Consider the following 21,946-nt stretch of genomic DNA (forward strand, 5'->3'; position numbering starts at 1 on the left):
AGTCAGTCCGGGGCAACACCGTCCACGACCCGCAGGAATGACTACGGGGTCACGACGAGCTTCCCGACGCTATCGCGGTCCTGCATCGCCGCAAACGCCGCACCAGTCTCTTCAAGCGGGTACGTCTGGTCGATTTCTGGCGTCAGTTTGCCGTCGGCGACGAGACCGACAAGCCGTTGTAAGTCCACCTGCGTCCCCATCGTGCTCCCGATGACGCGTTTGTGACCGAGGAACAGGTCGGGAATGTCAATCTCGGAGGTGCCGCCGGCCGTCCGTCCACAGACCGCCATCCGGCCACCGCGTCGGAGGGCGTCCAGCCCGACTTGCGTGTACTCGCCGCCGAGGTGATTGAGCACGCCGTCGACTGGCCCGATATCGGCGACAGTCTCGCGAATCTCGTCCGGGTCGGTGCTCTGGATAGCGTGGTCCATGCCGAGCGATTCGACGCGGTTCAGTTTCGACTCAGAGGACGATGTGCCGATGGTGTGAGCGCCGAGAGCGGCGGCGAGTTGTACGCCAGCGACGCCGACACCGCCGGTGACGCCCGGAATAAACACCAGATCGCCCGGTCCAGCCTCGACCCTGCGGAGCATATGCAGGGCGGTCATGTAGGCCGTCGGCAGCGCGGCCGCTTCAACAGTATCCACACCGTCGGGAAGCGTGACGAGCCGGTCGGCCTGCACGCGGGCCGCCTCAGCGAGGCCGCCGTGGTACAGCGAGAAGTTCTCACAGAGGTTCTCCGGCCCCTCACGGCAGTAGCGACAGGTGCCACAGGTCTCGTTCGGGCAGAGGACCACACGGTCCCCGGGCTCGACAGCCGTGACGCCCTCACCAACGGCGTCGACGGTCCCGGCGACGTCGAGGCCACTGACGAACGGCAGGTCGTCCGTGTCGACCATCGCGGAATCGCCTTCGAGAACCCAGAGGTCATGGCGGTTGATTGCACACGCTTCAACGGTGACCACCGCCTCGCCGCGTTCGGGCACAGGAGTGGTCTGATTGATAACCGAGACGCCGTCCGGGCCAGTGAGTTCGCTGAACGCTGCGGCGCGCATTAGGTTCGTGGATGGGCCAGAACCGTATAAACCACAGCGAAGTATGGACTGTCTGATCAGGGGCAGTATCAGTTCTCGCTCTCGGGTCGGCGAGCGATTTCTCAGATACCCTGACTCATGAGGTGGCTCCGCAGCAGGTCCGCCTCCTTGCTCCCGGCGACGGGGTTCACGAGGACGACCACGTCGTCAGCGTCAAAGGCACCGTCGTCAGCCAGTGCCCGCGCGCCGGCGATTGCCGTTCCACCGGTCGCACCGGTTTCCGGCCCCATCTCGCAGCCGTCGACAGCACCGGCAAGAATATCTTTGTCCGAGACGGCGACACCGCCCCCGCCCGAGCGGTCGAGCGAGTCTAGCGCCGCAACGCCGGCGGCGGGGTCGGTGACCTCCAGCGGGCCGACGATGGTGTCGGGGTGCTCGATGGTCGCCGGGTCATCGTCGCCCGCGCTCGCTGCGTCGGCGATGGCAGCGGTCGAATCCGGCTGTGCGGCGTAGATTCGTGGCACCGAGTCAGTGAGGCCGCTGTCGGCTGCTGTCTGAAAGCCGCGTTCGAGGCCGACGACCGTCTCGCCGTGGCCGGTAGGGTGGACCACCGCGTCGGGGGCCGTCCAGTCGAGGTCGTCGGCGGTCTCGAACGCGACGGATTTGGCCCCCTCGATGCGGAAGGGATGACCGGGCGCGATCGGAACCCAGCCGTCGGACGCATCGGCCAGTTCCTCGTCGAACGCCGAGACGGCGTCGTCGTACCGGCCCTCGACGACGCGCATATCGCCGCCGTGAACGTTCACCATCGCCTTGTTGAGGAACGGACAGCGGGATGGGACGAAGCCCTTCGATTCGATGCCGGCGCGGGCCGCGTAGGCGGCGTTTGCCTGTGCGCCGTTGCCCGTCGAGGGCGTCACGACGCGCTCGGCCCCGCGCTGGGCGGCGGCAGTGACTGAAAGCGAGAGCTTGCGGTCGCCCAGCGAGGCCGTCGGATTTCGCCCTTCGTCTTTGACGTACACTGATTCGACACCGAGTTCGTCGGCCAGATCCGGGACAGAGACCAGCGGCGTCGCCCCCTCGCCGAGTGATACCGTTTCGGCCCGCGAAAACGGTCGCAGCGGCTCGTACCGGTCGGGACCTGTCCCGTCGGGCAGCGCCGCGGGCGTCAGGTCCGGAACGTCGTAGTCGCCGACGAGGACTCCGCCGCAGTCTGGGCAACGGTCGGCCGTGCTGTCGGTTTCCGCGCCACACGCTGTGCAGATGAGGCCGCGAAACGCCGCAGTCGTCTCCATGTCTTCCCCTGTGGACGGGACGACCAAGTGTGGTCCGGTCCGGCTTCAGCACGCTCTTGTCCCGGGCGGCCGAACTGGGAGACATGACAGATGTCGTCGTCGCCGGTGGGGGACTCGCCGGGTTGGTCGCAGCCCGTCATCTGGCGGAGTCGGGCCGAGACGTGACCGTCTTCGAGCAGCGCTCGGACGTAGGTGGCCGCATCCGGACGACCCACGAGGACGGCTACACGTTCGACCGCGGGTTTCAGGTCATGTTCACCGCCTACCCCGCGGCAAAGCGTGAACTCGACATCGAGGAGCTGTCGCCGCGGACGTTCACGCCGGGGGCGACAATCGCCAGCCCGAACCACCGTTCGGTGCTGTCGGACCCGCTCCGGAACCCCTCGGCCGCGCCACAGACACTGCTGAACACCGACGTGCGCACGGCCGACAAACTCCGGCTGTTCCGCCTCCAGCGAGAGTTGGCCGGTATCGAGCCCGTCGAACTGCTCTCCCGGGGCGGGAGAACCATCCGGGAGTACCTCGCCGACTACGGGTTCTCACAGAAATTTGTCGAGCGCTTCGCCGCGCCGTTCTACGGTGGCATCACGCTCGACCGCTCGCTTGGAACGGACAGCAGCATCTTCGCGTACACCTACAAGATGCTGAGCGAGGGCGAGATATTCGTCCCCGCCGACGGGATGCAAGCGATGCCCCGACAGCTCGCCGACCGCGCACGCTCGGCGGGCGCGACCATCGAGACCGACGCGGCCGTGACGGACCTGCAGATCCACGACAGCGAGGTCACTGCCGAGGTGGGCAGCGAGACCGTGACGGCCGAGAGTGCTGTCGTCGCCACGGACCCCCGGACTGCGGCGGAGTTGACGGACATCGACGCGATACCGACCGAGCCCGTCGGCTGTGTCACCCAGTACTTCGCGCTCCCGACGAACCGCGCGCCGACGACCGGGAAACGTATCATCCTCAACGCGGCCGACGACCGGCCAAACACCGTCGCGCCGCTGTCGGCCGTCGCCAGCGAGTACGCGCCCGCCGGCATGGAGCTATACAGCGCCACGTTCCTCGGGACGCCGGAAGAAGACGACGCGGATCTGGCCGCCGAGGTCCGGAACGCGCTGCAGTCGTGGTATCCAAACGCGAGTTTCGACGCGCTGGAACTGCTTCGAACCGACCGGGTCCCGTTCTCGCAGTTCGCCCAACCGCCGGGGTATCCGGACGCACTCCCGGACCCGACAGCGCCGGACGGGAACGCCGTCTTGGCCGGGGATTACACCCGCTGGTCGTCGATACAGGGCGCACTGGAAAGCGGCAAAGTGGCTGCCGACCTGCTTCAGTAAGGGTAAAAACGGACGGCCACGCGGTTCTGCGACGGTCTAGGCGGCCGGACCGCCGCTATTCGTGTTTCCCTCGTGGTCGTGGCCCTCCCCTTCGAGGACTTCCGAGACGTACTTTATCGTCGCGAAGTACAGCAGCAGCAGCGAGAAGAGCGTAATCGCGATGAGACCCAGCGCGATCTGTGTCTGAACCATATTCCAGCGTCCACCGTCGTGGGTCAAATACTTACCGTTATAGCATGCGGCGGAACTCACCCAGCGGCGGGAACGACAGGGTCTCGCGCCCGCTCTCGTCCCAGACGACCGGCTCCAGTCGGTCGGCGTCGGTGATCAGCGGGGACTGGAAGTCGCCGGCGCGCATCTCGTTGACCTCGACGCCGGCGTTCAGCCTGTTGAACGACGGAAGCATCACCACGTCGCTGCCGCGGTACTGGCCGCTCCCGACGAGATAGCAGGGCCGGCGCTGGCCCTCGATGGAGATGGTCGGGTGGTCGTGGCCGACGACGTAGCGGTCGGCGTCGGCTTCGGGGGCCTCGTGGCCGTGGCAGACGACCGTCTCGCCGATCCGGTACTCCGACTCGGTCGGGCCGTCCCACACGCTGTCGAGCATCGTGTCGTGGTTGCCCGGCGTCACGAGCAAACGGGCACCGACCCCCTGACAGGCGCTTTTGAGCCCCGCAACGGTGCTCTCGACCGACCGAGGGACGGTCTGAAACGAGTGGAGCAGATCGCCGGCGATGACGACCTCGTCGGGGGCGTGGCGGTCGACGAGCGACTGGAACCGCTGGACCATATCAGAGCCAGAGCCAACCGGGAGTTCGAGGTTCCCACCGGTGCCTCGGCCGACGTGGAGGTCCGCGACGACGAGTGTCTCCCCGAGCAGGAGCGCCCGGTCGTCGTAGGTGGCTGTCATCGCCGTTCAGTCGGCACTGGTGACGGTTATATTGTCGGTCACGGTGGCGGCGGTGGGGAGGAGTCGGCCTGCAGTCGAATATCCCGGCCTGACGGTGTCGGTGGTATTTTTACCTGTGACTCCCGTGACTCTGGTATGGTCGACGTCCTGGAGAACAAGCGGGCCGCGACGCGGTTTCGGGTCCTCGTGGAGATCGCCGAGCGCCAGCCCGCGGTGAGTCAGGGCGAAATCGCCGAGGCTGTCGGCGTGACGAGCCAAGCCGTCAGCGAGTACATCCGGGAACTCGTCGACGACGGCTTAGTCGAGAAGGAAGGCCGGTCGCGCTACCGCGTCACGAAGGAGGGCGTCGACTGGGTGTTCCAGTCCGCCACCGACGTGCGCCGGTTCGCCGACCACGTCACTGACGACGTACTCGGTAGCGTGCAGGAAGACGCCGCCATCGCTACGGCAGACCTGTCAGAAGGCGAGACGGTGACGCTCTCGCTGTCGAACGGCCTGTTGCACGCCGACCCCGGCGGCGGCGACGCGACGGGTGTGACGACGACCAGCGCTGCTGAAGGCGAGGTCGTCGGTGTCACCGGATTCAAGGGGGTTATCGACCTCGACCCCGGCCACGTTAGCGTGATACAGGTCCCGCCGGTCCGGTCGGGACCCGTCGAGAACACCGACGACATCGCCACAGCCTGTGCGGACGTCCCCATCGTCACTGCCACGGGCGTCGAGTCCGTTGTTGCCCTCCGCGATGCCGGCATTGAGCCGACGACACACTTCGCAGCGGGCGAGGTGGCCGCCGATGCAGCATCCCGGGGACTTGATGCCGTCGTCGTCGCGACACAGGACACCGTCGGGCGTGTGACCGACGCCCTCCGCGACGCGAGTGTGGACTACGACGTGACGCAGTGAGCCGCAAGTAGCGGGACTTTTCCGGTCGGCTGCCGTCGGTGCCGCTATGAGCGACCACGAGATTCACGACGCTGTCGAGGAGTTTCTGAGCGAAGCCGACGACGCCTACGGCGAGTACGAACAAGGATACACCGACGCCGACGCGACGCTCCGGCGACTGGAGACGGCAATCGATGAATTGCGGACGGCGACCGAGGAGTAGGACGCCGTCCATCGTCGGGCGAACAGTATTGTAGGATTGGGCTCATGTAAACCGTATGACGGATGTGGTTCTGGTAGACGGCGCACGCACCGCACACGGTGAACTACTGGGAGGCCTTTCGGATCGAAGCGCCATAGAGCTCGGCACTGCGGCTGTCGAGGGACTGCTCGACCGAACCGGCGTCGGTGCGGACAGCGTCGACTGGGTTGGACTCGGAAACGCGGTGCAGGCAGGGGTCGGCCAAGTGCCGGCTAGACAGGTCGTCGTCGAGTCGCCACTCCCGGACGGCGTTGCCGCGACGACGCTGAACGAGGCTTCCGGGTCGGGACTGCGGGCGATCACGACCGCCGCCGACCGCATCGAAGCCGGGCGGGCGTCGGTCTGTCTCGCCGGCGGCATGGAGTCGATGTCGAACGCGCCGTATCTCGTGCCCGATATGCGTGGCGGCCGCCGGCACGGCAACAGCGAACTCGTCGACGCGATGATCTGGGATTCGCTGTGGGACAAACACTACGACGCCCACATGGGCACGCTGACGGAGGAAATCGCAGCCGACCACGACATCAGTCGCGAGGCCCAAGACGAGTACGCTCGCCGGAGCAACCATCGGGCCGGCGAGGCCATCCAGTCCGGGAAATTCACAGAGGAACTCGTCCCCGTGGAAACGGCGGACAGCCTCGTGACTGAAGACGAAGGGCCACACCCGGACACAACGGTGGACCAGCTGGCGGCGCTTCCACCGGCTTTTAGCGACGGCGGCACGATCACTGCCGGCAACGCCTCGAAACTTTCGGACGGGGCAGGTGCAGTGGTGCTGGCCGATGCCGAGACAGTCGAGCGCGAGGGACTGGGACCGATGGCCCACGTCGAGGACTACGCGGTCGCCTACCGCGACCCGTCGGAGTTCTCCATCGCGGTTCGGGATGTCGTCGCGACGCTACTGGAGCGCAACGACCTCGCAGTCGACGACGTGGACCACTTCGAACTCAACGAAGCCTTCGCTGCACAGATGGTGTACGTCGCCGACGAACTCGATATCCCTGCTGAGAAGCACAACCCGCTCGGCGGCGCGGTGGCGCTCGGCCATCCAATCGGGGCCAGCGGCGGCATCCTCACAACCACGATGCTGTACGCCATGGAACGGGAAGACCATCACCGCGGGATTGTGGGGATGAGCGTCGGCGGTGGCGGCGCGATTGCGATGTCTGTCGTCCGATAGAACCCGCCAGCGCCGAGGCGAGTGAGCGTCAGCGGTGGCGGCGCGATTGCGATGTCTGTCGTCCGGTAGTCCGTTACGAGGGAGAGTACGAATGCAGCGGCGCGCGCTCTCGCTCGCTCCGTCGAGCGAAACTGCCGTGCGAGGGACGAGTCGCGGAGGCGAACAGCGTGAGCCGAGCAACGCAGTCGGCTGGGGAGGGCGTGGCTGCCGCGGATCAGGTGGTGACTGCAAGGAGCCGCCCGCTGCGCGAGAGGACGCAAGGACCACAAGAACGACCGACGGGAGTGACGAGGACCGCAGCGAGTCACAGCCAGTGAGTGGGGGCTTTTGAGGACGGCACGCAGTGTCACAACGACACGAACAGTCCCACCGGAAAACAGCGCAAATCGGGAAGAATTATCGGTCCGGCCGCCCCCACACAGAATATGACTGGATTCTCTCGACGGGTAGAGCAGGTCTCGATCTCGGGTATCCGTGAAGTGTTCGAGGCTGCGGGCGAAGACGCAATCAACCTCGGCCTCGGCCAGCCGGACTTCCCGACGCCGGAGCACGCCCGCGAGGCGGCTATCGAGGCAATTCAGGCGGGGAAAGTCGACGCGTACACATCGAACAAAGGGACCGAGGAACTCCGGGAAGCCATCGCCGCCAAGCACGCCCGGGACAACGACCTCGACGTCGACCCGGGGGACATCATCGCCACGTCGGGCGGGAGCGAGGCGCTACACATCGCGCTGGAGGCCCACGTCGATGAGGGGGAGGAAGTCATCTTCCCGGACCCCGGATTCGTCTCCTACGACGCGCTGACGCACCTGGCCGGCGGGACGCCGCGGCCCGTCCCGCTGCGTGAGGATCTCACGATGGCCCCCGAGACGGTCGAGGAAGCCATCACCGACGACACGGCGGCCTTCGTTGTGAACTCGCCGGCGAACCCGACCGGTGCGGTCCAGTCCCCCGAGGACATGCGGGCGTTCGCCCGCATCGCCGACGAGCACGACGTGCTGTGTATCTCTGACGAGGTGTACGAGCATCAGGTGTTCGAGGGTGAGCACCGCTCGCCGGCGGAGTTCAGCGACACGGGCAACGTCGTCGTCGTCAACGCCTGCTCGAAGGCGTACTCGATGACGGGCTGGCGGCTCGGCTGGGTCACCGGCGCGACCGACCGCATCGAGCGGATGCTGCGGGTCCACCAGTACGCACAGGCCTGTGCGTCGGCTCCGGCCCAGTACGCCGCCGAGGCGGCGCTAACCGGCCCACAGGAGCCCGTTGCGGAGATGCGCGAGGCCTTCCAGAAGCGACGGGACGTGTTGCTGGACGGACTTGAGGAGATGGGGCTTGACTGTCCGACGCCCAAGGGCGCGTTCTACGCGATGCCGAAGGTCCCCGACGGCTGGGTGGACGAGGTCATCGACCGCGGCGTCGTGGTCGTCCCCGGCGACGCCTTCGGCGAACACGGCGCGGGCTACGCCCGCATCTCCTACGCGACGGATATGGAGACGCTGAAAGAAGCCATCGACATCATGGCCGACGCGACGGCGGCGGTTCGCTGAGGGCTCACGGGCGAAGTCGGCATCGCGCCGGACAGTCGCACCGAAATTGGAACAGTCTCGGAAGAGAGTGCGAAGAAACGCTTTATCCGTCGGCTGTCTTGCCTCCCGTATCCCATCGTGGTACATGCATCCGAGTCCAGCACGCTGTTCGACGGGGAGAGACAGGACTATACGACCGGCAGACGCAGGTCCCGGGAGGACAGTGGGATGGAGAAAGCGCTCTGGTATCTGCTGACGGCGACGCGCGGCGGCGCAAACCGGGCGCGTATCATCGACGCTCTCTCGGACCGACCGATGAACGCCAACGAACTCGCCAGCGAACTCGACGTGGGTTACAAGACGATCAGACACCACATGGAACAGCTAGAGGACCACGACGTGGTCGAGTCCGGTGACGAGGAGTACGCCAAACTCTACTTCCTCACCGACCGGTTCGATAACTATCGCGACACGTTCGAGGAAATCGTGGAGAAGATGGACGAATGACGGGGACACTCGCTGTGGCTGTCGCCGGACCGAGCGCGGCCGGCCAAGGGGAGGGACGGCGCTGATGGCGATGGGACCGCTCATCACCGCTGCGGCGGCGCTCGCGGGGCTCAACGTCCTGCTGTTGCTCCCGCTGCTTGGCGTCTGGGTCCGCAACTACGCGACGTTCCGGACGGGACTCGTCGCCGGCCTCATCGCCTTCGCCGTCGCGATGCTCGCCGAGAACGCCATCGCCGTCTACTTCTTCTTCTCGATGCAGAGCTTCTACGCCGGCGACCCGCACGTCCAGCAGGCCGTACTGGTCCTTCGCACGCTGCAGTTCATCGCGATTGCCGGGCTGAGCTACACCACGCTTCGGTAACGGTCGGCCTAATTACGAGTTCGTTATTCACTGGAGCAGCGGAAACGGCTGCGCAGTACGATTGCGTCTCGGTCATACTGCGGCGAGATCCGAGCACTTCACTCTAACACACGCTCGCGGTCAGTCGGTGCCTCCGCTAGTTCCTCAGCCTCAAGAAGTCGGTCAAGACGGCGCTGAAACTCTTCGTCACTGAGTTTACCTTCCGCATATCGTCGTCGGAGCGTTTCAATCGGAGCTTCAGTCGTTTCAGCTAGTTCCGCTTCGTCACGGGAGTTAGCCGCGGACGCCGCATTCGTCTGTCGGACCACGCTCAATGCTAGCTGCCCAGCGATAGCAAGAGTCACAGCGCCGATCAGGAAAAACAGGAAGCCGAACTCTGTAGTTACGCTTCCGTTTGTGGGATCCAGCCCAATAATCCCGACCACCATCGATGGGAGACCAACGAGCGAAGCAATAATCGCGGTACTGGCTCGACCATCAGGACTGTCTGGAATGTAGCGGTGAATCAGTCCATACATTGCCCAGATATTGACAACCAAACGTCAAATATTCTTGGGAGACAGAAGGCTGTACAGCAGACGTGAAGAGAACATGGCTGTGAGGCCCGTGTGCGGGTAGACACAGGGAAGCCGTGCCGGTGGGTGAAGTGGGATGGACGTTCTGAGCAGCACCCTGTAGTGTCCGAGCAGCCATACGTGCCTTGAACTGGATCGGGTCCCCGTGGCCAGTGCTACATGAGAGACGAGACAGTACGCTCAGTCGACCCCTGTACACGCGTGCCGAGACACAGCCGGGGATACCGGCCGCCGTATAGGCGAACACGTTCGGGAGAAATGTCTGACTGGCTGGGACCGTCATCGAACGTATGAGTACAGACCATCAAGAGTCGGTGCGAGAACTCGATGTTCGGGACGTCGAGGGGGAACCGTTCGAACAGATCATGAACGCGCTCGACGCTGTCAGCGAAAGCGAGGCGCTCCGACTGGTGAACAGTTTCGAGCCGGTACCATTGTACGACGTACTCTCGAAGAAAGGGTACCAGTACGATACGGAACAGGTCGCCGACGAGGAGTGGCACGTCACGATCCGGCCGGAGTGAGATGCGACCCGAGCGTGCTTCGCGGTGGTTCGTCACCGTCAGCGCGCTGTTTTTTGTCGGTTTTCACGTCGCAATGGCGGTCGCCGCGCCCCGCCGCGTCGTCGTCGCGCTCGGCCTGTACGGATTCGTCCTGCACGTCCTGTTCGGGAAGGCCTACGCACTCGTGCCGGCATACTTCGACCGGGACCTCGCGTGGGAACTGGGGCCTGCCACCCAGTTCCCGCTGTCCGTCCTCGGCACAACAGGGCTGGCGCTCGCACCGCTCGGTCCGCTGTGGCTCCGGTCCCTCGGAACCACGCTCTGGGCCGGTGGCATCGCGGTCTTTCTCGGCACGCTCGGGTGGACGATTCGTGACAACATCACCGGCGCAGCGACGGGGACCGGCGGTCCGAACGTCCACCGGAAGCCGGTTGATAGAACCGCTAACGTCGCGGTCCCGATAGCACTCGGCTACCTCGCACTCGCCGCCGGTGGCGCGCTCGCCACGACCGCTGGCTTCGGGTCAGTTCTGCCCCAGCAACTGTCGCACTTGCTCGCAGCCGGGACGGCCGTGCTGTTCGTCTTCGGTGCCGGGTTCCGGCTGTTTCCCCGGTTTCTCGTCGCGGCGGTGCCGCGCCCGGTCGTCGCCCTCGTCATCGCTGCCGGCGCTGTCGGTCCGGCGCTACTCGGGTTCGGACTCTTCAACCGCACGCTCCTCCTCGTCGGCGGCGTCGTCGAAGCCATCGCAGTCGTGGGGTTCGCACTGTCGTATCTGGTGCTGTTCCTGCGGTCGGAGCGCCGCCGCGTGGGGTTCTACGCGGTGGTGGTGGCGGCCGCGGCTGGCGTCGTCGGTGTCGGACTCGGACTGGCGCTCGCTATACTCGGGCGGGAACCAGCGTTGGTCACTGCCCACTATCGGACGATGCTTGCGGGCTTTCTTGGGCTGACCGTCGTCGGAGCGGCGTTCCAGTTTTATCCGCCAGCAGTCGGTGTCTGGCCCTCTGCAGATGACCGGACGGCGCTGGTGTCGATTGGGCTGCTTGGTAGCGGACTCGGCATACAGCTACTCGGTCTCGTCAGCCGGTTCGGCTGGATGAGATCAGTCGGGACAGCGGCCGGGGTTCTTGGCGCACTTCTCTATACGTATCTCTTGTTGGCGGCGTTCGCTCGCCGGAGACAGTAGTGGCGACGCTCTGCAGGCCTACTCCGCGATGATGGTGTCGAGCAGTTTTGTCTGGGCAGCGGCGAGGTGTTCCGCGAACGTCGAAACGGAGATGTCCAGCTCCGCCGCCACATCGCCGGCGTTGGCCCCTTTCGGGTACTCGAAGTACCCCATCTCGACGGCCGTTTCGAGCACTTCCTGCTGTCGGTCGGTGAGTTTGCTCCGGTCGACCAGTATCGAGTCCACCGGGTCCACGTCGCCGTTTCGGCGCATCGAGCGGAGCGAGACGCCGTCGTACAACTCTTTCAGCCGCGTCACGATAGCACGAACTCGGTCAACATCTGGCGCATGGAACGTCAGGTAGAGCTGTCCGCTCTCGGCGCGGATGTCCGCGACCGGACAGTCATACGTTTCGACCGCCTCGCAGACGCAGTCGGTTCTCGCCCGGGAGAACTGATAGCGGGCCCCGTTGCCCGTCGCGAACACTTTGTCCATGTCTTCCCGTGCCTCGATTGCCGCTTCGTCAGTGCCCGTCGTAGTGAACTCTTCGATGACCTGCCCGTCTGAATCTGGGCTACTTCGGGCCACATCGGTCACAGCGGCACCCGCCTCGTCCGAGACGCTTGCCACCGGACAGGCTCCGGGGGCGTCGACCGACAGCTCCACTCGAATGCCGGAGTCGCTCATATAAGATACTGTGACACCACATTACAAAACGGGTGATGCGCGTTCCCACGGAGTGAAAAACCCCCTCAATCTGCTGGGTGCTGGTCGGGAACCGTCCCTTCGAACCCATCCGGCTGGTAGTCACACAGTGGGTCCGCTGCCAGCGGGTCCCCCGTCGTCGCGTATGCCCGGGACCGACTGCCGCCACAGACCGTTCGGTATCGACAGGCCCCGCATTTGCCCGTCAGCGCGTCGTCGTCTCTCAGTTGCTGGAACAGCGTCGAGTCCCGATAGATGTCCACGACGCTATCTTCCCGGACGTTGCCGGCCGATTTCGGCAGGAACCCGGAAGGGTACACCTCGCCGGTGTGGCTCACGAAGGCAAAGCCCTTGCCCGCGCGGATGCCCATGCGGCGTTTGAGCCCGCCGGCACCCTCGTTCTGGTTCTGCATCGCGACGCGCCGGTAGTGGGGCGCTTCAGTCGTCTTGAGCCCGAACGGGGCCTCCTCGCTGACCTCGTGGAGCCACGACAGCACGCGCTCCGCTCGCTCGGGATCAATCGGTGTCAGGACTCGCCCGCGACCGACCGGGACGAGGAAGAACACCGACCACAGCACCGCGTCGAGCTCCGCGACGAGGTCGCGGATCGCCGGCAGTTGCTCGACCGTCTCCGCGCAGACGGTTGTGTTGATCTGTAGCGGGATGTCGAGGTCACGGGCCGCCTCGGCCGCCTCCATCGTCGCCTCAAAGCTCCCGGCCTCACCCCGGAAAGCATCGTGAGACTCGCTGTCGCCGCCGTCGATGGACAGTGCCAGTCGCCGGAGTCCAGCGTCGTCGAGTTCAGCAAGTCGGTCCTGCGTGATCGAGTTCGTCCCACTGGGCGTCAGCGTCATCCGCAGACCTTGCTCGGTCCCGTAGTCGACGAGCTCCGGGAGGTCCGCGCGAGCGAGCGGGTCCCCGCCCGAGAGGACGACTAGCTGGCCGTCGCCGAACTCGCGGGCCTGATCCAACAGTGCCTTTCCCTCTGCCGTCGATAGCTCGTCGGGATGGCGGCGGGGCTGGGCGTCGGCCCGACAGTGTTTACACGCCAGTTCGCAGGCCTGAGTTACCTCCCAGATCAGCACGAGGGGCTGCTGGTCGAGGTCGAGTTTTCCGCGCATCTATGCCTCCCGGTGGACGCGGGTGACGTGGCCCCCACAGCCACACTGTTGGACGTACTCAGTCGTGATCGTATCACCGAACGCCTCCGCCAGCGCGTCGAACAGGTAGGTCTCAGGGTGGCCATGTGTGGCGTGGCTCACCAGATTGACGTGGTTCCCAGCCGTCGTCATCTCGACGGCGTCGATAGCCTGTTCGACGACCACGTCGGGGTCCGCAGCGTGTGCGGGCGTCTCTAGGTTCGCCGACCAAGAGTTATCGTGGACCTCGGTTGTAACCGGCGGCACGTCCTCGTGGGAATGGCTCATATGTACCGGTTATCGGTGTGTGTCCCTCGGTCCTCTCCCGAAGATGTTCGGGTTATTATATTCAACGAACGGAAGAGAGTGATTCGTCCGAACGGCCTCTGTGGCACTACGCTACGAGACCTGTTCGACGAGCCAGTCGAACTGCCTGTTCAGTTCTTTCGTGCGCTGTCGCGAGATGACAGTCGAGTCGATCATCTCGCCCAGTACCGGGAGATCGAGCGCATTGTACTCCGTGGTTGCCGTGACTTCGGTCCCGCCGTCGACGGCCTCGACCGTGTATTCTGTCATCATCGACTCGAAGATCCCCTGACGCTGTTCGTACCGCAGCACTGCATCAGTCTCGACGATTTCGAGGTCCAGTTCGATTTCGAAGAGTCCGACGCGGTTCGTGATGCCGAGGTCGTCCCCGTCGAGTGTCACCCCGTCGAACCCCGCCGCGCGCATGAACGGCGCCACGTCCGTTATCAGGGCAGTGACTGTCTCCGGGTCGGCCGGGACCGTCCGAGTCAGCGAAACGCGCTCCATATCAGACGGCGAGTGCCCGACGGAATAAGCGTTCGCCATACCCGAAGGTGTTCGGCTCGATGGGCTTGTGTGGCCCAATACCGACCTGACAGCACTCCCCAAGCTTCTTATCTCCATCCCGAATAGGCGAACATATTCGGGAACACGGCCGCGGCGGTCGGACGAATATATTCGGATACACCAATGCCACACGCAGAACTCACGCTCACGATTCCAGACGAGATCTGGATCGGCGACGTTTCGCGAACGTACGACGACGCGACGTTTCGGATCCTGTCCGCGCTCCCGGGCGAGGACTCCGGCGTGGGATTAGCCGAAATCACGTCGGACGACCTCCCCGCAGTTCTCCGTGACATCGAGAACCGGGAGTCTGTTACCACGCTGGAGATCCTCTCACATAGGGACGACAGCGCACTGGTCCAGTTCGAGACGTCGATGCCGCTCCTCCTCTTCCCGGTTCAGGGCTCAGGCGTCCCGCTAGAGATGCCGTTCACGCTAGCTGACGGCGAGGCCGTCTGGGAGATATCAGCACCGCAGGAGCGTCTCTCCGAGCTCGGCGAACAACTGGAGGAGTTCGGCATCTCCTTCAGCGTCGACCGCATCCAGCAACACCTCGAAACAGAGCAAGTACTGACCGAAAGCCAGCTCGAACTGGTTCAGGAGGCCATCGACGCGGGCTACTACGACACGCCGCGGGAATGCTCGCTCACGGAGCTGGCGGACCGCGTCGGTATCGCGAAGTCGACCTGCAGCGAGACGCTCCACCGCGCGGAAGAGCAGATACTGAAACAGTTCGTTTCGGACCTCCCCGGACGGTGACGGGAAGTCGAAGCGCGTAATACGCGCCTCTGTGAGAGGTACGACATATGAGTTCCGACGCGGCCGACGAGACGCACGAAAACGCCCGACAGGAAGTCATCGCAGTGGATGCCGATGACAACGAGGAAGGGCTGGTCAATCGGCTCGACGCCCACACCGGTGAGGGGGTTCGCCACCGCGCCTTTACCGCCTTGCTGTTCGATGAGAACGACCGAGTCCTGCTCGCACAGCGCGCCGCGAACAAACGCCTCTGGGACACCCACTGGGACGGCACCGTCGCCTCCCACCCGGTCGAGGGCCAGACACAGGTCGAAGCCACCGAGGAGCGGCTCGAAGAGGAACTGGGTATCGACCCCTCGCAGTACGGGGACCTCCGCGTGACCGACCGGTTCGAGTACAAGCGCTACTACGAGAACGCCGGCCTCGAATGGGAAGTGTGTGCGGTGCTACAGGCCACGCTCCACGACACCTCACTGGACCCCAATCCCGAGGAAGTCGACGGCCTCATGTGGGTCCCATACGAGCGACTGCGCGAACATCCCGAGTACTACCGCCAGCTCCGTCTCTGTCCTTGGTTCGAGATCGCGATGCGCCGTGACGAGGAGCGGTAGGTCGGCCCCGCCACCGCGGCGTCACGGCCCCCCTTCTTTTCGGCCCGGCCGCCCAACCCCGGGTATGGACGTGCCGCTCTATGACTCCCTCGACGGGCAGGTCGCCCTCGTCACCGGAGCGACGCGGGGCATCGGGAAGGCAATCGCCGACGGGCTGGTCGACCTTGACGCGACCGTGTACGCCGGTGCGCGCGACACCGACGATATCGAGGCATCGGACCGCCACGCCGTCGAACTCGACGTGACCGACGACGAGGGGATGGTCGCCGCCGTCGACCGCATCGAGCGCGAGCAGGGTCGACTCGACGTGCTGGTCAACAACGCCGGCGTGATGGACTCGCGGGAACCGCTCGACACGATGCCGACCGACGTTATCGACCACACTCTCGACACGAACCTCCGAGGGGCGGTTCTCATGACAAAGTCTGCCCTCCCGCTGTTGCTGGCAGACGAGGGCGGCCGCGTGGTTACCATGTCCTCCGGCTTAGGGGCCATCACAGAGAGCCAATCGGGCGGAACACCGGCCTACCGCATCTCGAAGACCGGCGTCAACGGGCTGACGAAGTATCTCGACGGCGAGTACGCGGCTGATGGCCTCATCGCCAACTCGGTGTGCCCGGGCTACGTCCAGACGGACATGACTGAAGAGAGCGCCCCGCGGACGCCCGAGAAAGGGGCCGAAACACCGGTCTGGCTCGCTCGCTTCCGACCCGATGCACCAAGCGGACGGTTCTGGCGTGACAGAGCCGAAATCGAGTGGTAACGGTCGCGGTCAATCAGCGTTCTCAGTGCGGGCCGCCGCCTCGTCCGTCGCGTGGGCGGGCTCTGCCGCCGGCAGTTGCAGTTCCACAGTCGTTCCCGGCTCGTCCGTAGCAGGGAACGACATCCGGCCGCCGAGGTTCCGGACGATCCAGTTGACGAGCCAGAGCCCGACACCGGAACCGTGTTTGAGCGGCGTTTCGGTTCCCGAACGGATGACCTCGCGCTCGTGGTCGGTGATACCGGGGCCGTTGTCGTGAACGGCCAGACGGACGCCCGGCGTTCCGTCGGTCCGTATCGCCGTAATATCGACCTCGGCGAGATCGGCGTCAGCCGCCCGATGTTCAACGGCGTTCTCGACCAGTTCCTCCAGTGCGATACGGATCGACGGACCGCCCTGTATCCAGAGATCATCCTCGCAGGAGAGCGTGATCGCCACGTCGGGGTGACGGTCTCGGGCATCGCTCACGACTGATGCCAGCAGCTTCTGAAGTACTGTCGGGCTGTGCTGTTCGGTCTCCAGAGCTTCGGTGACTCGGCCGATCTTGTTGCTGCGGTCGACAATGTCGTCGACTGTGCTGATAATACGGTTGAGTCGCTCGCGTTCGTCAGCATCGGCCGTATCCCGAAGCAGATCCGCGTTCCCCTTGACGACGTTCATCTCGTTTCGGATGTCGTGACGGAGCAAGCGGTTGAGCACGTCCAGCCGCTGTTCGCGCTGTCGCCGCTCCGTAATATCCCGGAGACTGATGAGATGGCCCGAGACGACGCCGTACGCGCGGTACAGTGGTATCACGCGCACGTCGTAGTACCGAACGCCGCCGTCGTGTTCGAGAGCCGTCTCGGTCTGCGTTCGCTCACCGGGGCCGGGGACTGTCTCGGCGAGTGCGGGTCGCACACGCGGTAGCGAACAGCCCAGAAGTGCGTTCTGGTCACCGTCGAACAGCGCCGTGGCGGCCGCGTTGACATCGACGATGCGGCGCTCGTCGTCGACGATAATGACCAGATCGTCCATTTCCGTGAAGATGGCTTCCCGACCCAGTTCTCTGGTCACCGGTGCCACGTCGAGTAGTTGCCCACGGAGGATTGCAACCGAGAGGACAGCCCCCGACGCGACGTACCCGAGACTCGTCGGGTTGAAGGCGATCGGCAACACGCCAAGCACGAACAGCGTCTGGATAACCGTCGGGACAGTGATAGCGAGCAGCAGTGCAAGCCCCTGTCCCTGAAACACCTGATTCGACCGGAACAGCATCCGCAACAGGAGGACACTGCCGGCGAGGATTAGCAGCAAGATGTAGGACATGTGCCCCCAATACAGAATTTCGTACGCGGGAACAAGCGCGACTGACGATGTGGAGACGGATTGGGTCCCGTGACCTGACCAGATGAGTCCGTGGGCATGATTCGACCACACGAGCGTGACAAACACCGCCGGTTCGACGACCAACAGTGCTGTTCGGCGTTGCGTGAGCCAGTGTGGGTGCCCCGTGTACTCGATAACCGTCACGAGCCACGCGACAGGGATGATGACCGAGAGCGTCAACTGTGTCTGGACGAGTCGCTCCATGGTGGATAAGCCCGGCACAGCGAGTTCGATACCGTACGTAACGGCCCAGAGACTCGCCGCGACGACGAACACCGCCAGCGGTCCCGCACTCGGTCGGTCCCGGTGGAGCCACACCAGAAAGGCGACGCCCATACCGACGACACCCGACAGTAAAACGACAGTAAGCGGCGACAGGACCATTCAGTAGCGTAGTAATGGCGTCCCAGACATAACTATTCCCGGTCACTCCGATTGTGAGCGAACCGCAGACCACACGGCAAGAGCACCAAGCGCGAACGCCGGAACAAGCGGGAGCGTGAGATAGGCGTCCCGGAGTGTGAGTCCAAAGCTACTGATAACACTCTGGGCGGACGGCAAGAGCAAAATTGCGCCGGGAACGAGCAGAAACGCCACGCCGATCATCCCGACGAGAAGCCACCCACTCGTCCCGAACTCGGGACCGTCGGCCGCTGCCGTCCCTGTCTCACTGTCCGCCCGAGGGGCGTCTGCGGACTGTGGCTCCGTGTCAGGACGATGGACGTAGCCGGACTCGTCGTCACCCATCAACACGCACCCCGTCGCGCCCATGTAAACGATGACGTCACGATAGGACCACCTCCAGTAATGCCGACGGAACAGCGTGGCTGCATATCTCGGAATCAGGCAAGCGAGCGCAAAACGCTAACGGTCCCGCTACTGCGACAGACCGGGGGTTTCCTGACTCGAGATGTCACGCAGGCTCATCCGATGTCCGCTGGCAGAAGCGTGTGCGTCCCGCTGACCCTCCGCGACCGACGAGTCTTCGTACAGTCCCTCGAACGCACACTCATGGCAGACGACGTGGTATCTCCCAGCCATACATTTTCTTTCTTTACACTATATTTTAAGCCTACCGCTTTCAGATATTATATATGTATTGCAGTCACGCAAGCGGTCGTCAGAGTATTTATCCACCGCGGCCGTTGGACTAGTATGGTGGATTTCCAGTCCCGCGACACACGCCGGGGCCCGACTGACGGGGAAGACGACGAGACAGGTGAAGGCGAAACGGGGGACAACGAGGAATCCGCAGCGGTCGATACTGACACTGAGGCATCTACTTCAGAGCCCAGCGAAGCAGCGGATACAGCGGCGGGAAACGACGACGTAGCAGCCAGTGAGGGCGACGGTACAGAGCCGGCCGCGGTAGCCGACACGACGGGAGACAGTGATCAGACCGCAGCAGAGCCTGAAACCGACAGCGCTGTCACAGAACGAATCGACGAGGCGGCAGAGCAAAGCAGAGACAGCCAGCCAACGGACGACACACAGAACACCGAGAGAGTTGATGATTCGAGGCAGGAACCTCACGACGAACCCCACCCTGAGACACAAGCAACCACCCGACCGACGGAGACACCGCAGGGCGAGACGGCTCCGACAACGCAGACAGTGACCCAGAGCGACGCGTCACAGGAACAGTCAGTTGCCGTCGCCGTCGTCACGGTCGGGACGACGACGGAGGAGGGCGACCCCACGGGCGAAGCGGTCGAGACAGCACTCGAAGCGGCCGGACAGGACGTCACAGCCCGTGAGCGCCTACAAGGAGGCTACGACAGCATCCAAGGGGCCGTCGACAGACTGGTCGGGCGCGACGACGTGGAAGTCGTCGTCACCGCAGGGGGCCTCGGTGTCGCCCCGTCGGAGCAGACTCTCGAAGCGGTCCACCCGCTGTTCGAAAAAGCCCTGCCGGGATTCGAGGAGGTGTACCGGGGCCTCCTGTTCGAACAACAGGGCACCGGTGTCATCACCGTCCGTGCGACTGCCGGAATCGCCGGCGGGACGCCAGTGTTCTGTTTGCCCGCGGACCCAGCGGCCGCACGGATCGCTATCGACGAGATCATCGCGGCGGAGGCCGGGAATCTCGTCGCCGAACTTCCCTGAGTCGGCCCAGCGGATTCGTGGTATCAGTCTTGTGTCCGTTTAGCCGGCTTACTGCGATATTTTCCGGTACGTCACGGGTCGCTGATTTTTCCACGTTCAGTGGATGTTTCTCCGCGATATCGGCCGTTTAAACGTTTAAATCGCCGTGAAAGGTCGTTAACTGCGTCCCCCATTGAAGTGCAGACAGCCCACAGGCTCGGGTGTCATGTCCGATTGCAACGCGACACGACGTGGCGTACTCAAGGGTATCGGCGCGACAGCTGCAGCCGCACTGGGCGGGGCGACCCTCTCTGGGACGGTTGCGGCGGCCGATCCCTGGGCGGCCGTCGAGTCCCCAACCGGGAACACCCTCCACGATGTCGAATACACGGCCGCCGGCGCGTACGCGGTGGCGGGTGGCGGTATCGTCCTCGAACGGACCAGCAAGGGCTGGCGGAAAGTCGTCGGCGGCGGCCCGACCGGTAACGGCAACAACCTCTACGGGGCTGACGTGACCGACGACGGCAAGGCCCTCTGGTTCGTCGGCTCGTCCGGCGCTATCGGCGAGTACGACGTGGAGTCGGGCGTCCTCACCGACCACAGCGCCCCGATGGACGTCACCAACAACTTCAACGACGTATCCGTGACCGGCAGGGCCGGCGAGGCGAACGTCTACATCGCCGGTGACTCCGGGAAGATGTACTACAGCTTCGAGAACGGCGCGAGCCAGACGTGGGACTACACCACGCCCGGCTCGGGGTCGGCCATCAACGCCGTCGACTTCCACGGCGTCCGCTCGGGGCACATCGTCGACGGGAACAAGAGCGTCTTCGCCACCGACGACGGCTCGACGTGGAACAAGATCGGCCTCGCCGACGCCAACGTCAACTTCTACGGCGTCGACTCCGACGGCCCGGACGACGTGTGGATCTCCGGCGGCGGCGGCATGATCTTCCACTGGAACGGCACCGAGTGGACGCCGACAGACACCGGTGACGCCGGCCTGCGCGACATCGAGGTCACCGACGGCGACGGTTCCGGCGACACGGTCGGTGGCGGCGGCAAGGTGTACGCCCTCGGCGGTGGCGACTGGACCCAAGAGGAGACGCCCGCCGGCGAGAACCTGAAGGCCGTCGTCCGCGGCAGCACCGACATCGCGGTCGGCTCCGGCGGAACGATACTGGAAAAATGACGACGACACGGTAGCGCTGGCCGGTTCGAGACAGGGGCGAGTCGCAGCCACTGACTTTTCACCGACCCCCTCCAACACCCTGCATGGACGAGATTCAGGTCCAAGGAACGTCGGTCCCCGCACTCGGCCTCGGAACGTGGCAGCTCACCGGCCCGTCTTGTACCGAGACCGTCGAGACCGCCTTGGAGATGGGCTACCGCCACGTCGACACCGCACAGGCGTACGGCAACGAGCGGCAGGTAGGGCTGGGAATGGAGGCCGCCGCCGTCGACCGCGAGGACGTGTTTCTGACGACGAAGCTCGACGGCTCGAACCGTGACGAGCGCAGCGTCCGCCGGTCGACGCGGGAGAGCCTGAACAAACTGGGGACAGACTACCTTGACCTCCTACTCATCCACTGGCCGAACACGCCGTGGATGGCGTCGCTGTCGGAGACGCTCGGGGCGATGAACGACCTCGTCGAGGAAGGGCTAGTCCGGCACATCGGCGTCAGCAACTTCTCGCCGTCGCTGCTGGACGAAGCCCGAGACCTCTCCTCGGCCCCCATCCTCACCGACCAAGTGCAGTACCACCCCTACTGGGACCAGCGCAAACTGCTGGACTACTGCCGCATCCACGACGTGCTCCTAACGGCCTACAGTCCGCTTGCCCGCGGCGGCGTCCTCGACGACCCGGCACTCGTCCAGCTCGGCAACACGTACGAAAAATCCCCGGCGCAGATCGCGCTCCGGTGGCTGGTCCAGCAGGACGGTGTGGCCGCGATTCCGAAAGCCTCCAGCCGCGAGCATCTGGAAGCGAACATGGCCGTCTTCGATTTCGAACTCACCGAGGCGGAGATGGAGCGGATACGGGACCCGTCGAAGGTCAAGACGGGACTGCAGTTCGTCCGGTCGCAGTTGCCGTTCTGAACGTGGTCAGTGCCG

General features: G+C 64.6%; 27 protein-coding genes. 15 read left to right on the plus strand and 12 right to left on the minus strand.

Features of this window, described 5'->3' with window-relative positions; all coding sequences use genetic code 11:
- Positions 1-41 precede the first annotated feature (41 nt).
- A complete protein-coding gene (locus Har1129_RS11330; RefSeq protein WP_151100745.1) occupies positions 42-1,055 on the minus strand; it encodes an alcohol dehydrogenase catalytic domain-containing protein in 1,014 nt (337 codons plus the stop codon).
- 101 nt (positions 1,056-1,156) lie between these two features.
- Positions 1,157-2,329 carry a pyridoxal-phosphate dependent enzyme gene (locus Har1129_RS11335; protein ID WP_151100746.1) on the minus strand — a complete coding sequence of 391 codons (1,173 nt, stop codon included), beginning with the start codon at positions 2,327-2,329 and terminating at the stop codon, positions 1,157-1,159.
- Between the two features lie 83 nt (positions 2,330-2,412).
- Here Har1129_RS11335 and Har1129_RS11340 point away from each other — a divergent pair, with 83 nt between their 5' ends.
- The gene (locus tag Har1129_RS11340) at positions 2,413-3,666 is read left to right on the plus strand and encodes an NAD(P)/FAD-dependent oxidoreductase (RefSeq protein ID WP_191906158.1); all 1,254 of its coding nucleotides are present in this window, start codon (positions 2,413-2,415) and stop codon (positions 3,664-3,666) included.
- 36 nt (positions 3,667-3,702) lie between these two features.
- On the opposite strand, the gene Har1129_RS20595 is transcribed toward Har1129_RS11340, so the two are convergent.
- Together Har1129_RS20595 and Har1129_RS11345 are read right to left on the minus strand one after the other, a co-directional pair.
- The gene (locus Har1129_RS20595) at positions 3,703-3,858 is read right to left on the minus strand and encodes a hypothetical protein (protein WP_191906159.1); all 156 of its coding nucleotides are present in this window, start codon (positions 3,856-3,858) and stop codon (positions 3,703-3,705) included.
- 37 nt (positions 3,859-3,895) lie between these two features.
- Positions 3,896-4,576: a metallophosphoesterase gene (locus tag Har1129_RS11345; RefSeq protein WP_151100748.1), complete on the minus strand. Its 681-nt coding sequence runs from the start codon at positions 4,574-4,576 to the stop codon at positions 3,896-3,898.
- A 135-nt stretch (positions 4,577-4,711) separates the two neighbouring features.
- Between Har1129_RS11345 and Har1129_RS11350 the strand changes: the two genes are divergently transcribed.
- The 6 genes from Har1129_RS11350 (at position 4,712) to Har1129_RS11370 (ending at position 9,294) form a co-directional block, all read left to right on the plus strand.
- The gene (locus tag Har1129_RS11350; RefSeq protein ID WP_151100749.1) at positions 4,712-5,479 is read left to right on the plus strand and encodes a MarR family transcriptional regulator; all 768 of its coding nucleotides are present in this window, start codon (positions 4,712-4,714) and stop codon (positions 5,477-5,479) included.
- Between the two features lie 46 nt (positions 5,480-5,525).
- Positions 5,526-5,681 carry a hypothetical protein gene (locus Har1129_RS20600; RefSeq protein WP_191906160.1) on the plus strand — a complete coding sequence of 52 codons (156 nt, stop codon included), beginning with the start codon at positions 5,526-5,528 and terminating at the stop codon, positions 5,679-5,681.
- A gap of 55 nt (positions 5,682-5,736) precedes the next feature.
- The gene (locus Har1129_RS11355; RefSeq protein ID WP_151100750.1) at positions 5,737-6,900 is read left to right on the plus strand and encodes a thiolase family protein; all 1,164 of its coding nucleotides are present in this window, start codon (positions 5,737-5,739) and stop codon (positions 6,898-6,900) included.
- Positions 6,901-7,325: 425 nt separating this feature from the next.
- Positions 7,326-8,447, plus strand: a complete 1,122-nt coding sequence (locus Har1129_RS11360; RefSeq protein ID WP_151100751.1) for a pyridoxal phosphate-dependent aminotransferase — start codon at positions 7,326-7,328, stop codon at positions 8,445-8,447.
- 207 nt (positions 8,448-8,654) lie between these two features.
- On the plus strand, positions 8,655-8,933 hold the full coding sequence (locus Har1129_RS11365) for a winged helix-turn-helix domain-containing protein (protein ID WP_151102138.1): 279 nt from the start codon (positions 8,655-8,657) through the stop codon (positions 8,931-8,933).
- A 64-nt stretch (positions 8,934-8,997) separates the two neighbouring features.
- Positions 8,998-9,294, plus strand: a complete 297-nt coding sequence (locus Har1129_RS11370) for a hypothetical protein (protein WP_151100752.1) — start codon at positions 8,998-9,000, stop codon at positions 9,292-9,294.
- Between the two features lie 98 nt (positions 9,295-9,392).
- Here Har1129_RS11370 and Har1129_RS11375 read toward each other — a convergent pair whose 3' ends face one another.
- Positions 9,393-9,722, minus strand: coding sequence for an SHOCT domain-containing protein (locus Har1129_RS11375; RefSeq protein ID WP_225307803.1), 330 nt, complete (start codon positions 9,720-9,722; stop codon positions 9,393-9,395).
- Positions 9,723-10,159: 437 nt separating this feature from the next.
- Between Har1129_RS11375 and Har1129_RS11380 the strand changes: the two genes are divergently transcribed.
- Positions 10,160-10,393 (plus strand): DUF2249 domain-containing protein, encoded by a 234-nt coding sequence (locus Har1129_RS11380; RefSeq protein ID WP_151100754.1) that lies wholly within the window; start codon positions 10,160-10,162, stop codon positions 10,391-10,393.
- A gap of 1 nt (position 10,394) precedes the next feature.
- A complete protein-coding gene (locus Har1129_RS11385) occupies positions 10,395-11,555 on the plus strand; it encodes a hypothetical protein (RefSeq protein ID WP_151100755.1) in 1,161 nt (386 codons plus the stop codon).
- A gap of 18 nt (positions 11,556-11,573) precedes the next feature.
- Here the strand turns inward: Har1129_RS11385 and Har1129_RS11390 are convergent, their stop codons facing one another.
- The 4 genes from Har1129_RS11390 to Har1129_RS11405 all read right to left on the minus strand — a co-directional run bounded on the left by Har1129_RS11390 (position 11,574) and on the right by Har1129_RS11405 (position 14,191).
- Complete coding sequence (locus Har1129_RS11390) at positions 11,574-12,221, minus strand: helix-turn-helix domain-containing protein (RefSeq protein ID WP_151100756.1); 648 nt, start codon at positions 12,219-12,221, stop codon at positions 11,574-11,576.
- 65 nt (positions 12,222-12,286) lie between these two features.
- Positions 12,287-13,360: a radical SAM/SPASM domain-containing protein gene (locus Har1129_RS11395; RefSeq protein ID WP_151100757.1), complete on the minus strand. Its 1,074-nt coding sequence runs from the start codon at positions 13,358-13,360 to the stop codon at positions 12,287-12,289.
- Entirely contained in the window at positions 13,361-13,666 is a 306-nt protein-coding gene (locus Har1129_RS11400) for a CGCGG family rSAM-modified RiPP protein (RefSeq protein WP_151100758.1), read from the minus strand.
- A 111-nt stretch (positions 13,667-13,777) separates the two neighbouring features.
- Positions 13,778-14,191 (minus strand): SRPBCC family protein, encoded by a 414-nt coding sequence (locus Har1129_RS11405; protein ID WP_225307804.1) that lies wholly within the window; start codon positions 14,189-14,191, stop codon positions 13,778-13,780.
- A 183-nt stretch (positions 14,192-14,374) separates the two neighbouring features.
- On the opposite strand from Har1129_RS11405, the gene Har1129_RS11410 reads away from it, so the two are divergent.
- The 3 genes from Har1129_RS11410 to Har1129_RS11420 all read left to right on the plus strand — a co-directional run bounded on the left by Har1129_RS11410 (position 14,375) and on the right by Har1129_RS11420 (position 16,384).
- Positions 14,375-15,010 (plus strand): helix-turn-helix domain-containing protein, encoded by a 636-nt coding sequence (locus tag Har1129_RS11410; protein ID WP_151100760.1) that lies wholly within the window; start codon positions 14,375-14,377, stop codon positions 15,008-15,010.
- A gap of 47 nt (positions 15,011-15,057) precedes the next feature.
- Positions 15,058-15,621, plus strand: coding sequence for an isopentenyl-diphosphate delta-isomerase (locus Har1129_RS11415; RefSeq protein ID WP_151100761.1), 564 nt, complete (start codon positions 15,058-15,060; stop codon positions 15,619-15,621).
- Between the two features lie 64 nt (positions 15,622-15,685).
- On the plus strand, positions 15,686-16,384 hold the full coding sequence (locus Har1129_RS11420) for an SDR family NAD(P)-dependent oxidoreductase (RefSeq protein ID WP_151100762.1): 699 nt from the start codon (positions 15,686-15,688) through the stop codon (positions 16,382-16,384).
- 9 nt (positions 16,385-16,393) lie between these two features.
- On the opposite strand, the gene Har1129_RS11425 is transcribed toward Har1129_RS11420, so the two are convergent.
- The 3 genes from Har1129_RS11425 to Har1129_RS20605 all read right to left on the minus strand — a co-directional run bounded on the left by Har1129_RS11425 (position 16,394) and on the right by Har1129_RS20605 (position 18,787).
- Entirely contained in the window at positions 16,394-18,130 is a 1,737-nt protein-coding gene (locus tag Har1129_RS11425; RefSeq protein ID WP_151100763.1) for a histidine kinase N-terminal 7TM domain-containing protein, read from the minus strand.
- A 42-nt stretch (positions 18,131-18,172) separates the two neighbouring features.
- Entirely contained in the window at positions 18,173-18,493 is a 321-nt protein-coding gene (locus Har1129_RS11430) for a hypothetical protein (protein ID WP_151100764.1), read from the minus strand.
- Between the two features lie 129 nt (positions 18,494-18,622).
- On the minus strand, positions 18,623-18,787 hold the full coding sequence (locus Har1129_RS20605; RefSeq protein WP_191906161.1) for a hypothetical protein: 165 nt from the start codon (positions 18,785-18,787) through the stop codon (positions 18,623-18,625).
- 114 nt (positions 18,788-18,901) lie between these two features.
- Here Har1129_RS20605 and Har1129_RS11435 point away from each other — a divergent pair, with 114 nt between their 5' ends.
- The 3 genes from Har1129_RS11435 (at position 18,902) to Har1129_RS11445 (ending at position 21,931) form a co-directional block, all read left to right on the plus strand.
- Positions 18,902-19,852, plus strand: coding sequence for a molybdopterin-binding protein (locus Har1129_RS11435; protein ID WP_151100765.1), 951 nt, complete (start codon positions 18,902-18,904; stop codon positions 19,850-19,852).
- A 205-nt stretch (positions 19,853-20,057) separates the two neighbouring features.
- A complete protein-coding gene (locus Har1129_RS11440; protein ID WP_151100766.1) occupies positions 20,058-21,023 on the plus strand; it encodes a hypothetical protein in 966 nt (321 codons plus the stop codon).
- 83 nt (positions 21,024-21,106) lie between these two features.
- A complete protein-coding gene (locus tag Har1129_RS11445) occupies positions 21,107-21,931 on the plus strand; it encodes an aldo/keto reductase (protein ID WP_151100767.1) in 825 nt (274 codons plus the stop codon).
- Positions 21,932-21,946: the final 15 nt, after the last annotated feature.

This window comes from Haloarcula sp. CBA1129 (genome assembly GCF_008729015.1).
Lineage (GTDB): Archaea > Halobacteriota > Halobacteria > Halobacteriales > Haloarculaceae > Haloarcula.